The organism is Sphingobacterium sp. DR205, from assembly GCF_011064245.1.
GTDB classification, from domain to species: Bacteria; Bacteroidota; Bacteroidia; order Sphingobacteriales; family Sphingobacteriaceae; genus Sphingobacterium; species Sphingobacterium athyrii.
This window is the reverse complement of the sequence record NZ_CP049333.1, coordinates 3,478,963-3,491,955: the sequence shown is the minus strand read 5'-3', so window position 1 is coordinate 3,491,955 and position 12,993 is coordinate 3,478,963. Positions and strand designations below refer to the sequence as shown.

The window sequence follows — 12,993 nt, the reverse complement described above, 5'->3', positions numbered from 1 at the left end:
TATTCCCAATATAGACGAAGACCCGATTTGTAGGCAATTGTATCTTTTGGACCTACAGGAAGAACGCCTGAAACTACGATAGGGGATCGGCCAAACGACTGGGAGCCAATCCAAATTGCTTTTTGAAAGCAAATGAAAAATGGGAGAGATTTTCAAATCCTACCTCATAACAGACTTCCAAGGGCTTTTTTTTCTTTTCTGTAAGCTGATAATAGGCAAGTTCCAAACGTTTACGGGTTAACCAACGTTGTGGAGTCATGGTGAAAGCCTTCTTAAAGTCCCGCTTAAAGGTTGTAAGACTTCTACCTGTGAGGTAACCAAATTTTTCCAGTGGAAGATTGAACATAAAATTCTTTTCCATATAATCGACAAGGTTGATTTTTCCGGGCTCCTCAAAATTAGCAAGCACATGATCGATCTCTTGATTCAGCGTTCGGAGAATACTGATGGCTTCGGTAATTTTAATGGAAGCAATATCCACAGGGATATCCTTCATATCGAAATAGGGGATAAGCGATGCCAGGCAACTTTCCAGGAGCGGGTGATTATTGAAACAAAAAATCTTCGGTGAATTTTTGGGTTGGGGATTTATATTCTTGCCTGCATAGAAATTCCTTAAAGTCTCTAATGATAGATGCATGACAACAGTTTTATGAGGCTCACCGTCTTTAGGATAATTAATAATAGTCGCCAACTGATTTCTGGGAATTAGAAAAATATCCCCTTTTCCAAATATATAGGTAGCATCAGCCTGTACAATCTTGGTTTCTCCGGAAAGAAACCAGACCAGCATATGCTGGTCAAACATAATATCTGATTTGAAAAACTTGTCTTCGTAGCTTGAAAGCTTTATATCTTCGGTAATGTATCGGGCTTGGTATTCCATGATTTTTGCTTTTTTATGAAGGAAATTAATAACTTAAAGATAAGAAATAATAGCATTTACTTTGTTTAAAAGTTCATTGCGAAATTGGGGCAAAATGCAAATCCTGCCCCAGTAGTAAGCTGATTTACGGATTGAAGCGAATACCCGTCATCTCTTCTGTCAGTTTCCATAGTTTCTTCGCATTGGTTTCATCAAGTGAATAAGGATGTACGCCTTTTTGGTCGGTCATATCTGATGATAGTATTGCAATGTCCCCATCCTCACAATAGACTCCTCCAATATGCTCAAGCAAAGGGCTTGTAGCACACCATACTGTTGTAGCTGCTCCTTGTGGGATCGTTTTTAATGATGCCGCTACCTCAGGCAACATATGGCCATCAGCATCCACAAAACCCATTTTCTGAAATAGTTCCAGGGGAGCTTCTCTGCCTAATTCAGTTCCACCAATAGAACCTGGATGAACGGCATAGCTTCTGATATTGTAAGATTGTCCCCGCACATCCAGTTCCATTGAAAAAAGATTGACAGCGGTCTTGGATTGTCCGTACCCCTGTAACGTTTCATATGCGCTGTGGAGGAAATGGGGATCATCAAAATTAAAAGGCGCAAAATGATGACCGTGGGAAGAAACATTGATCACGCGTGCTCCATTGGCTTTTTTTAGTGACGGCCATAATCTGGCACTGAGCTGGAATAGGGCTAAATAGTTGGTCGCCAGCTGGGATTCTATACCCCGTGCATCTCTGCGAAGTGGTACCCACATAATACCTGCATTGTTGATCAGTAAATGTAAGGGCCTTCCTGAGGCAATAAAATTTTCCGCGAAAGCATCAATAGATGTGGGAGACATTAAATCCATTGCGACAATTTCGACATTTCTAATTCCTTCCAGATTCTTCCTTGCCTTTTCAATATCGCGTGCAGGTATGACTACTGTAGCTCCGGCTGCGGCGAGAACTTTTGTGGTTTCTAACCCAATTCCTGTGTTGCCGCCAGTGACAATAGCGATTTTTCCGGTAAGATCGATGTTTTGAATGACTTCATCAGCTGTTGATTTTGCATTGAAGCCCGAACCGATAGGCTGTTGTTGAACTCCCTGATAATTATTCTTTTCCATTTTGAATACGTTTAATTGTTATTACTGAGACAAAATTAGGACGGATTAACATGCGCCGTTTTGTTCAAAAGTCCTAATTAGCTTTGTTCAAAAGGGCAGGTGATTTTATAACAATACCAGTAGTTCGTTTTTCTTTGTTTTGGTTAGGATAATCCTCATTCTGGCAACGTAAGATATAGCTATTTAGGAGCAACTTTGCATTAAGATTAATACAATTAACAAATGAAAAATAAACAGAAAGAAAAAGTTTGGTTCATTACAGGATCTTCAAGAGGATTTGGAAAAATATGGACAGAAGCCGCCTTGAAGCGTGGAGACAAAGTGGCAGCTACAGCACGTAATATCGATAGTATTTTCCCATTAAAAGAAAAGTATGGCGATCAGGTTTTGATTCTCGAAGTGGATGTAACTAATGCCTCGCAAGTGCAAAACGCTATTAGCAAGGCCAATGAATATTTTGGAAGATTAGATATTGTATTCAATAATGCCGGATATTCTTTGGTAGGAACCATTGAAGAGGGCAGTACTGATGAGGTAAAAGCGATGTATGAAACCAATATTATAGGCCCTATCCATGTAATTCAGGCAGCATTACCTATATTGCGAACTCAAGGTTATGGCCATATTTTGGGGACGTCGAGCGCTGTTGGTATTTATAGTAATCCTCTTATTGGGTATTATTGTTCTTCAAAATTTGCGTTTGAAGCGATATACGATAGTTTATCTAAAGAAGTCGCGGCCTTTGGCATCAAAGTAACGCTGATTGAACCGGGGGCTTATCATACTGAATTTGGAAGTGCTGAATCCCTAAAAATAGCCAGCAAAAAATTGTCGGAGTATGATGCTTTAAAGAGCAGTTTGATGGAAAATTTACAAAAGCTGGAACGAGGAAATCCTATTGCCACTATCGAGGCTATATTTGCTGTTGTAGATGATCAAAATCCACCATTGAGATTACTACTGGGTAAAAACGATTTGCCACATATTCAACAAATCTATGCTGAACGCATTCAGGAATGGGAAACTTGGAAAACTATTTCAGAAGCAGCCCAAGGTTGATCCACTATGATGTTTTTGACATGCTTTTATTCGCTTTTCTTTTTTATGAGGAAAAGCGAATATTGCCTAACTTGTAATCTGGAATTTTTATAACATGGCTTCAAAAAAATCGAATCATTCCTTAAAAAGATTTAATACACTGGCTGAGGTAATGGAGGCATCTGGTTTTCCGCCCCCAAAGCACCCTTTAATCGTTTTGTTAAACGGTGTAGACAAACCACTTAAAGGTCGTGCACCTAATAGATCGCACGTACTGAATTATTATAAAATAGCTTTTAAACCGGAGGCTGGAGGAGAGTTAATGTATGGTCAGACTAAATTTGACTTTAAAGAGGGAGGTTTGTTTTTTGTGGCTCCACAACAAATTCTCTCTTCAATAGAAGAGAAGGATAAAGAGGAAACTGTGGAACAAACAATACTTAGTCCGCAGGTCACACTCCTTATAGATCCTGACTTTTTACTACAATACCCACTGGCACAAAAGATCCATCAGTATCACTTTTTCTCTTATGCGACCAATGAAGCGCTGCATCTTTCGACCAAAGAAAAGGAAACCATGCTTTCGCTATTCAGAGCTATAGAAGACGAGCTTGAAAGCCGTATAGACGACATGAGCCATAATGTGATCATCTCCCAGATTGAACTGTTGCTAAATTATGCCCAACGATTTTATAACAGGCAGTTTCTGACCAGAAAACAAAATTATCCTAGTCTTACCGACAGTATAGATCAGTTGCTGGAAGGTTATTTTAATAGTGATAAGGGCATGAATGCCGGAGTTCCAACCGTCAATTATGTAGCTGATCAGCTGCATATGTCAGCAAGTTATTTAAGTGATCTATTACGAAATCTTACAGGGCAAAACACGCAGCAAATTATCCATGATAAAATGATTTACCGGGCTAAAAATAAGTTATCTACTACAGCGCTAACTATTTCCCAAATTGCGTTTGAATTAGGTTTTGAACAGCCCCAATCCTTTAGCAGATTATTTAAATTGAAAACAAACCAGAGTCCACAGCAATATAGAGCTCAATTCAATTAATTTTTTACAGCAATTGATTTTGCAGAGGTTCAATAACCGAGGAGCACACTTAATAGGAATTATTCTTGCCGATAGACCAGGTCTTTGCTGATGCAATGTTCTTCCCAGGGCATTTCTATAAGCCGGTTATGCGCGTTTTGTGGAATGATACTTTTTGATGTCGGCAGGTAAAAATGGTTTTTATTTCCACTTCTCAAGGTATCGCGTAGATCTGAGATCTTTTTGAGGTTGCGCTGCAAGGCCGCAAAAAATGCTTTTGCGGATTTGTTAGCTTGCTTCATGATCTGCCGCAGGTGGATGATTTCTCTTGTCTGATCAGTTTCATAGCCACCGCTTCCTGCGATTGTATATTCGGCCACAGGCGAATCGTAGAAGGGACCAGAGCTTGTTATATCCTCCTGATCTGAAAAGGGATAAGTGGTTAGGAAAAATCCATAATAATCCGTAGATGAAAAGCTTTCCAAAAATTCCGACTGATTTTCCTTGCTATATTTCACATAATTCCGCTTGCCTGAACGACGGTTTATCATTTCAGTATAGGCGTGTGCATGATGTTTTTCCATCGTTTCGCCGCAATACTGAAAAAACAGCTGTGCAGGTATTGCAATCCAAAAGTATTGACCCATTTTCTTTCTTATATTTAATTTACGTATATGGCGTTCTTATCGTAAAGCTTCTATCCAGCCACATCCTTTTTCAGCTTGGCAAATGCGCGTACAGGAAATGTCCCCACACCTTTAAACTTCGGTGGAGCAGCCGTAAACGTAAAGTTGTCATCAGGCAGTAGGTCCAGATGGCACAAATGTTCGACAATCAGGATTTCTGATCCCAGAAGAGTGGAATGCACCGGACGTGATCGTCCACTGGTATCATCGATATTGTGTGAATCAATGCCCACCAGTTTAACACCACATTCCACAAGGTATGTTGCTGCCGCTGCGGTCAGGTAAGGATGGTTTTCATAGTAGGCTTCGGTATTCCAATGGCTATCCCATCCGGTATGGATCAGTACCGCACGGTTTCTAATCTCCCTATTTTTGAGCTGCTGATCGGTAATGGCCAGTCCATTGCGGTAGGGAACCCTGATGACAACGGCGTCCAGATCCACAAAAGCCTTTAAGTCCATTTCGGCGGTATCCTTGCCATGTTCATAGCGGTGAAAAGGGCAGTCAATATAGGTACCGGTATTACTGACCATCTCTATTTTGCCGATCTGAAATTCGGTACCTTCATCGTAATAGCTCCTGGAGTCTGCTCTGGATAGGTAATCGCAGATAATCGGGGCGGGCAGCCCTTTGTAAGTAACAAGGCCATTTTCGATCGTATGGCTGAGGTCAATAAGCTGTTCCGTTGCGGTTTCTGCCGGCGCAACTTTACGCTTATGGGCTTCTTCAAATATTTCCTTATTGAGGATATTTACTTTTCCGGCCATCAGCAGCCGGAGATCCTGAATAATATAGTCGGCGAGCTCCGTGTCGCTAATCGTATCGCCGTTGATATCCAAGCGGAAATCTTCGCCCTTGAGGCTGCCACCATTGGTAAAGTATACTTCAAAATCAAATTTTACGCGTTTATCCATGTTGGTCTGTATGCAAGTTGATAAAAATAAACGGAAATGTTAAGATAACGAAGTTAATGAAAGTACGGTTTATTTTTAACAGGAGTGTACCAAAATATTTTGGTCTCCATTTGACGGTGTCATAATTTTTGTTGACTTATGCTAGCGCTGAGTTGTTGTGGAATACGCTCAATTGTTTGATTTTTGTAAGCTATTGTTTCTATTTTGTTAACCCTGCCGGGCATTGAAGTGCTAATTTTGTCCTATAAATAAGTTTAATATGAAGACAAATAAAGTATGGTTTATAACCGGGGCCTCCAAAGGAATGGGGCTATCGTTGGTGAAAAAGCTCATCGAAAAAGGGTATAGCGTAGCAGCAACAAGTAGAAAATCTCAACATCTAATTGACGCCGTCGGGCATTTTGACGAGCAACAGTTCTTACCATTGGAAGTGGATCTGACAAGTGAGCAATCTATCCGTGAAGCGTTTGAACGTACGGTTGCACAGTTCGGGAAAATTGATGTGTTGGTAAATAATGCAGGCTATGGGATAGGTGGTGCTGTGGAAGAATTAAGTCAGAAAGAAATCAAGGATAGTTTTGACATCAACGTAATGGCCGTTATCAAAACGATGCAGGCTGCGATGCCTTACTTCAGGCAACAGCGATCGGGCCATATTATCAACATTTCATCTATTGCCGGATTTGCCCCGGGAAAGGGCTGGGCAATGTATGCGGCAACAAAATATGCGGTAACAGGGCTTTCAGAGGTGATGGCAGAGGATGTGAAAGAGTTTGGTGTTAAAGTAACAGTGGTGGCACCAGGGGCATTCCGGACGGAGTTTCTACAAGATAGCTCGCTGGTTTTAGCTGAAAAGAAAATCGACAGCTACACTGCGATCACAGCCTCTCACGAAAAATATGCAGCAATGAACGGAACACAAATCGGTAACCCCCAAAAGCTGGCTCAGGTGTTTATTGATCTGACAGAGAATCCGAATCCCCCTGTACGGCTATATCTCGGAAGCGATGCCTATAAAAGGGCAACGGAAAAAATTAAGTTGCTTTCAGAAGAACTGGAAAGCAACAAGAATATTTCTTATTCTACTGATTTTAATTAAAATCTTAATCCAAAAACAAAAAGTGTTGCCACTCCCGAGTGACAACACTTTTTGTTTGATTTTCGTATATTTATCCTATGGAAAAAATGCAGTCGCTGGAGGGATTTTACCAATCTAAATTTGACCAGATCCCCGAAAATATCCGAAATGGGGTGGGGCATTTCAATGTTTTTAAAATAGATGAATATATAGGTAAGCATACCAAGCCTGTGGTCTACAGCAGGAAAGATTATTTTAAAATTACCTTGATAATCGGCAGAAATAGAATACATTATGCTGATAAGGTCATTGAAATTAAAAAGCAGGCCTTATTTTTTACAAATCCGCAGATCCCTTACAAATTTGAATGGATTGACGATTATAAAGCTGGATTTTTTTGTGTTTTTACAGCATCATTTTTTCACCATTTTGGCAATCTCAACGACTACGAAGTTTTTAAACCCAATGCCATACCTGTTTTTGAGCTCACCGATGAGCAATTGGAAGATATAAAGCAGGTGTACCTCAAGATGCAGGATGGATTAAATTCGGATTATGAACATAAATATGATCTGCTGAGAAATCTCGTGTTTGACCTGCTGCACTATACCCATCGGATGAAAACGGCTTCAAAAGTTGAAAAGCAACAAACGAATGCTTCCCAACGGATCACCCATATGTTCCTGGAACTCTTAGAACGTCAGTTTCCGATTGAAGATGTGAGGCAGCGGATTAGCTTTCGTTCGCCCTGTGAATTCGCAGATCAGCTCGCCGTTCACGTCAACCATCTAAATAGGGCCGTCAAGGTGACCACAGAAAAAACAACCTCCACGATTATTGCGGAGCGTTTGTTGCAGGAGGCAAAAATATTACTGAGACATACCGAATGGAACGTCTCAGAAATCGCTTACTCTTTAGGTTTTAAAGAGGCTACTCATTTTAATAATTTCTTCAAAAAAATGACGCAGATGGCACCGATCCGCTTCAGGGAGGTGAATGGGCTAGCATAAAATTACAGGAACATGGACCGGTTACTGAATAGGTTAATAGGGCCATGATGAAAAGCTTTCCAGAAATGCCGACTGATTTTCCTTGCTATATTTCACATAATTCCGCTTGCCCGAACGGTGCGATTGTGCTGTTTGCTTTCTATTGTATCAAGCCTTAGCAAGAGGGTATGTTTCATCAATAAATTCTAACCTGAGTCGAAGATATCCAAAGCCAGATACATTTGGAAAACTGGACCGTCTTGCCGGCAACGATTGCGTAAATATGTCTAGCAGTTTGTATGATAAATACTTAATTTCAAAATGCAAGCGGTTGCACGACCGCAAAGGGAAATAATTAAATTATAAACTTAACAACCTTATGAGACCAAAGATTGAATGGGAGAGTAGGATCCTACTGCCTACTGCCCTAAGCGCGATGCTTGTTTTGTCCGCGCCCAACGCATGGGGACAGGAACAAAGTGTCAAAGGGACAGTGAAAGATTCCCAGGGGAAGCCGCTGTCTGGAGCGACAATTCGCTCGGTGGGCAACAACTCTATATCGACATCATCGGATGCCAATGGAAATTTTTCACTTAAACTGCCCAAAGAGGTCAAACAACTGTCTGTCACCTATCTGGGGGCAGATGCCCAGAATGTGGCGATCGTGCCTGGAAAAGCACTCTCGATCGTCCTCCAGTCAAATGATTCACAACTCGATGAAGTCGTTGTCGTAGGCTACGGTACGGTTAAGAAACGTGACCTGACGGGCTCTGTTGTCTCGGTCAAGGGGGACGAAATTGCCAAAGTACCATCGGCAAATATGCTGGAGTCCGTCCAGGGCAAAGTCTCAGGGATGGATGTGACCCGCAGCAGCGGATCGGCATCCTCAGGCGTCAATATCACGATCCGGGGCAACCGCTCCATAACGGCTCAAAATGGCCCTTTGTATATTGTGGATGGGATCCAGTACAGCAATATTCAGGATATCAACCCAAATGATGTAGAATCGATGGAAGTGCTCAAAGACGCTTCTTCTACGGCGATCTACGGTTCCAGGGGAGCCAATGGTGTGATCATTATCACGACAAAAAAGGGTAAAACCGGAGCTGCACAAATTGCTTTCAACGCATACGCTGGTATATCCAAGGTAGCCCGCTATCCCGAGGTCATGAACCTCGACCAATGGGTGAAACTTCGACGCGAGGCTTATCGAACAAATACTATAACGGACGAAACAAAAATTTTCAACACAGCCGAGCTTGAGGCTATAAAAAACAACGAGTACATCAACTACTTTGATCACTTGGTCAAAGAGGGTTTTCAACAGAATTATCAGGTCGGAATCAACGCGGGGACGGAAAAAACAAAAGTTTACTTCTCCGGAGATTTCCTAAATGAAAGGGGGATCTTTGAACAGGATAAATCCAACCGTTTTGGCGGCCGGCTGAATATTGATCAAGAACTAGGTACCTACTTTAGGGCGGGGATGCAGTCGCAGGTGACACATTACAAAATTCAGGCAGCCCGCGATCCCTTAAATCAGGCCAATAAGATCAGTCCGCTGGGAAAAATCTATAACGATGACGGCAGTTTGATCCTCTATCCATTAAATGGCTCGGCCATCAATCCGTTGGCCGACCTCGAGCCGAATGCATATGATGCGCAAAATATCGTGACCCGTACCCTCATCAATGGTTATCTCGAGCTAAAGCCCTGGAAAGGATTTTCGGGTAAATCGACGATTGGGGTGACACTGAATAATAACCGTGAAGGTTCCTTTGCCGGAATGTACACCATTGACCGTAATGGATCGGCCTCCAAGGCTACTTATGGCACCGAAAATAGCCATTTAGTCAATTGGGAAAATGTATTGTCGTATCAAAACTCATTTGGCGACCATAATTTGACGGTCACGGCGGTCAATAGTATCCTCTGGAACAGATCTGACCACATTGATGCATCGGGTGAAGGCCTCATCCTGGATAGTCAGCTTTTTTATGCCTTGGGCAATGCGTCGAAAAACCTGGCCACCACCACAGGATATAGCATGAATAATTTACTTTCTTTTGCTGGACGGGTCAACTACAGCTACAAAGGAAAATACTTGCTTACAGCCACGGGGCGCTCTGACGGATCGTCCATATTGGCCAAGGGGAGTAAATGGGCCTTTTTCCCATCAATCGCTGCGGGATGGCGCATTGTGGATGAATCGTTTATGAAGAATCAAACCTTGTTTAGCGAATTAAAAGCCAGATTGAGCTGGGGTAGAGCAGGTAACTATGCGGTGTCGCCTTATTCGACACAGAGCAACTTAAGCCGGGTCGCTTTTGCCTACGACGATGCCTCGGCAACGGGATACACCTTTGCGCCTCAGATCGGAAACGCCAATCTGGGCTGGGAGATTACCGCGACGACAAACGCGGGATTGGACTTCGGCTTCATGAAAGGACGTATCTCCGGTACCATCGATTATTACGACTCCAAAACATCGAAATTATTGCTCGAACGAGGACTTCCGCCTTCGACAGGCGTAAGCAATGTGATCCAGAATATTGGAAAAACCCGGAATCGCGGTTTTGAAATAACCGTAAACGCGGATGTTCTGAAAGACAGCAACTTGAAATGGAACACCTCAATTTCTTATACACGTAATAAGGAGGAGATCGTCGAACTGGTGACCAATGCCGATGACATCGGAAACGGCTGGTTTATCGGCCAGCCAACGACGGTATTCTATGATTACGACAAACTAGGCATTTGGCAGTTGGGACAGGAGGAAGAAGCTGCCAAGTTCAATCAGAAACCAGGCGATATCCGTGTAAGGGACGTCAATGGTGACGGAAAGATAGATGCGAGCAATGACCGCGTTATCATAGGTACGCCAAGACCAAAATGGTTCGGCTCCTGGGACAATACCTTTAGCTATAAGGGCTTTGATCTCAATATATTGCTTTTTGCACGTTGGGGCCAAACACTACAGCCCAATTTTTTGCGGCGCTATGATCCGCAGGGGCTAGGGCAAAGTACAGCTATTATCGACTATTGGACTCCGGAAAATCCGACTAATGCCAATCCTAGGCCAAACTCAGGGCTCTCACTGGCGAGCACGCTTTACTCCAGCTCCCTGGGTTATGTGGACGGGTCTTACCTGCGCATCCGGAACATATCACTGGGCTACAATTTTCCGCAATCCATATTAAAAGATGGCTTTATCAAAAAATTAAGGGTATATGGTACGGCCAAGAATCCTTTTACCTGGACAAAATCGGATCTGCTGAACTCATACGATCCTGAAAGGGGTGGATCGGAGAATTTCCCGATGACCAAATTGTTTGTTTTCGGTGTGAATGTTGGATTTTAATTGCTAAAAAAATGAAAAGAACTATTAAAAATATCCTGTTAGCTGCTGTGGTCGTGCTCGCTTCGTCGAGCTGTTCAAAAATCCTGGATGAATACAATCCGAGTGGGCTGACCTCAGAATCTGTTTTCGCGACGCCCGAGGGCTTTGAGTCGCTGGTAAATGCTGCCTATGCCTATCAGCGCTGGTGGTATGGTAAGGAGGAGGGCTACAGCATGTCCGAAATGGGCACGGATCTTTGGATGAGCGGCGCCGGCGACACCTTTCCGGATCTGATGAAATATATTAATCTTCAGGGTAATAATGCAGCCCTGGAGACCGAATGGAAAGCATTGTATTCGGCTGTCAATGTCTGTAACGCAGGTATTGGCCGTATTGACGCTGCTGGTCTAGCTCCGGACACCAAGGCTATTCGACTGGCCGAACTGCGTTTTCTACGGGCATTTTACTATTGGCATATCCTGCAGACCTGGGGCGGTGTGCACCTGAGCACCACGGAAACCGCAGGCATCATCACGACGGCTAATAAAACGGCGCCCGAAGAGTTTTATGCCCTGATTGAATCCGACCTGCTCGCAGCGATCAAGGATCTACCTAACACAAGCAAAGATTATGGCCGCGTGACCAATCCTGCTGCCCGCGCTTTTTTGTCGCGCGTATACCTGTCGGAAGGGAAATATAAAGAAGCCAACGACTATGCATTGTCGGTCATCAAAGGCAACTATGGTTTTGAACTGCTCAAAAACTATGCGGATCTCTGGAATATGGCCAATCTGAAAAATAAAGAAGTGGTCTATACAGTCAATTATTCGACTGACCTGGCGTTAAATGATAAAAGCGATGAAATATTGAATCCCCTCGGACACAACCGGGGCAGCAACAACGGGCACCTGCTATTTCTTATGAAATACGACACGGAGACGGGCATGCAGCGCGACCTGGGAAATGGCCGGCCATTCAACCGGTATATGCCAACACGTTTTCTACTGGATCTGTACCCCGAAGGGGATAGCCGATACGCAGCATCGTTTAAAGAGGTCTTCTATTCGAATAACCCGACGGCAACCGTCAAACTGGGCGATACCGCCGTGTATGCTACGCGCCGGACGGTAAGCAATGTGGGCAAAGCCTATAAGGTATACGACCGAAACTATATTTATGCCAGCGACGGCAAGGTAAAAGATCAATTGCGGTATCCGACACTGAGCAAATTTTTGGATCCGACACGCCCCTCGTCCAATGAAGCGCAGAGTGCGCGGGACGTCTTCGTGATCCGTTTTGCCGAGCTCTATCTCAATGCGGCCGAAGCACAGTTGCGTCTGGGCAATAGGGATTCGGCAGCACACTGGGTCAACATCATCCGTGCCCGTGCAGCACAATCCGGTAAGGAAGAAGACATGAAAGTCACAGCACCACAGATGACGCTTGACTTTATCCTGGATGAACGGGCAAGGGAGTTTGCCGGCGAACAGATCCGCTGGTTTGACCTCAAACGTACCGGAAAATTGCTTGAACGCGTGAAAGCACACAACCCCGATATCGCCACCTATATCCAGGATTACCATCAGGTAAGGCCGATACCGCAAGCGCAGCTGGATGCCATCACCAATAAAGATGAGTTTACACAAAACCAGGGTTACCAATAACAACAACAACAGAAAAAGGGTCTATCCAAGTTGGATAGACCCTTTTCTGTTTCATAGACAATAGGTTGGGAGTTAGCTGAAAAAAATCTTCTTTTTTATAACATGCTGATGAGTTTTCTGAATATTGTATCGACTAGTATTAATATTTCTATAAATTTTATTGTTTTTAAGCTTCTACATTGATAATTGTTTGGTTAAAGTTTAATATTGTTGAAAATATTATTGCCAACTATTAT

At 43.2% G+C, this 12,993-nt stretch carries 10 protein-coding genes; 6 read left to right on the top strand and 4 right to left on the bottom strand.

The window, feature by feature from the left end; genetic code table 11:
* Positions 1-73 precede the first annotated feature (73 nt).
* Both G6053_RS14870 and G6053_RS14865 read right to left on the bottom strand, forming a co-directional pair.
* Positions 74-886, bottom strand: a complete 813-nt coding sequence (locus G6053_RS14870) for an AraC family transcriptional regulator (RefSeq protein WP_165306945.1) — start codon at positions 884-886, stop codon at positions 74-76.
* 124 nt (positions 887-1,010) lie between these two features.
* Complete coding sequence (locus G6053_RS14865; protein ID WP_165306944.1) at positions 1,011-2,003, bottom strand: SDR family NAD(P)-dependent oxidoreductase; 993 nt, start codon at positions 2,001-2,003, stop codon at positions 1,011-1,013.
* Positions 2,004-2,225: 222 nt separating this feature from the next.
* On the opposite strand from G6053_RS14865, the gene G6053_RS14860 reads away from it, so the two are divergent.
* Both G6053_RS14860 and G6053_RS14855 read left to right on the top strand, forming a co-directional pair.
* Positions 2,226-3,062 (top strand): SDR family NAD(P)-dependent oxidoreductase, encoded by an 837-nt coding sequence (locus tag G6053_RS14860; protein ID WP_108634113.1) that lies wholly within the window; start codon positions 2,226-2,228, stop codon positions 3,060-3,062.
* Between the two features lie 94 nt (positions 3,063-3,156).
* Positions 3,157-4,107: a helix-turn-helix transcriptional regulator gene (locus G6053_RS14855; RefSeq protein WP_165306943.1), complete on the top strand. Its 951-nt coding sequence runs from the start codon at positions 3,157-3,159 to the stop codon at positions 4,105-4,107.
* 59 nt (positions 4,108-4,166) lie between these two features.
* Here G6053_RS14855 and G6053_RS14850 read toward each other — a convergent pair whose 3' ends face one another.
* Both G6053_RS14850 and G6053_RS14845 read right to left on the bottom strand, forming a co-directional pair.
* A complete protein-coding gene (locus tag G6053_RS14850; protein ID WP_165306942.1) occupies positions 4,167-4,733 on the bottom strand; it encodes a hypothetical protein in 567 nt (188 codons plus the stop codon).
* A 50-nt stretch (positions 4,734-4,783) separates the two neighbouring features.
* On the bottom strand, positions 4,784-5,686 hold the full coding sequence (locus G6053_RS14845) for a cyclase family protein (RefSeq protein WP_165306941.1): 903 nt from the start codon (positions 5,684-5,686) through the stop codon (positions 4,784-4,786).
* A 259-nt stretch (positions 5,687-5,945) separates the two neighbouring features.
* On the opposite strand from G6053_RS14845, the gene G6053_RS14840 reads away from it, so the two are divergent.
* The 4 genes from G6053_RS14840 to G6053_RS14825 all read left to right on the top strand — a co-directional run bounded on the left by G6053_RS14840 (position 5,946) and on the right by G6053_RS14825 (position 12,757).
* Positions 5,946-6,785, top strand: a complete 840-nt coding sequence (locus G6053_RS14840; protein WP_165306940.1) for an SDR family oxidoreductase — start codon at positions 5,946-5,948, stop codon at positions 6,783-6,785.
* A 77-nt stretch (positions 6,786-6,862) separates the two neighbouring features.
* On the top strand, positions 6,863-7,774 hold the full coding sequence (locus G6053_RS14835) for an AraC family transcriptional regulator (protein ID WP_165306939.1): 912 nt from the start codon (positions 6,863-6,865) through the stop codon (positions 7,772-7,774).
* Positions 7,775-8,132: 358 nt separating this feature from the next.
* The gene (locus G6053_RS14830; RefSeq protein WP_241255004.1) at positions 8,133-11,114 is read left to right on the top strand and encodes a TonB-dependent receptor; all 2,982 of its coding nucleotides are present in this window, start codon (positions 8,133-8,135) and stop codon (positions 11,112-11,114) included.
* Positions 11,115-11,125: 11 nt separating this feature from the next.
* Complete coding sequence (locus G6053_RS14825; protein WP_165306938.1) at positions 11,126-12,757, top strand: RagB/SusD family nutrient uptake outer membrane protein; 1,632 nt, start codon at positions 11,126-11,128, stop codon at positions 12,755-12,757.
* Positions 12,758-12,993: the final 236 nt, after the last annotated feature.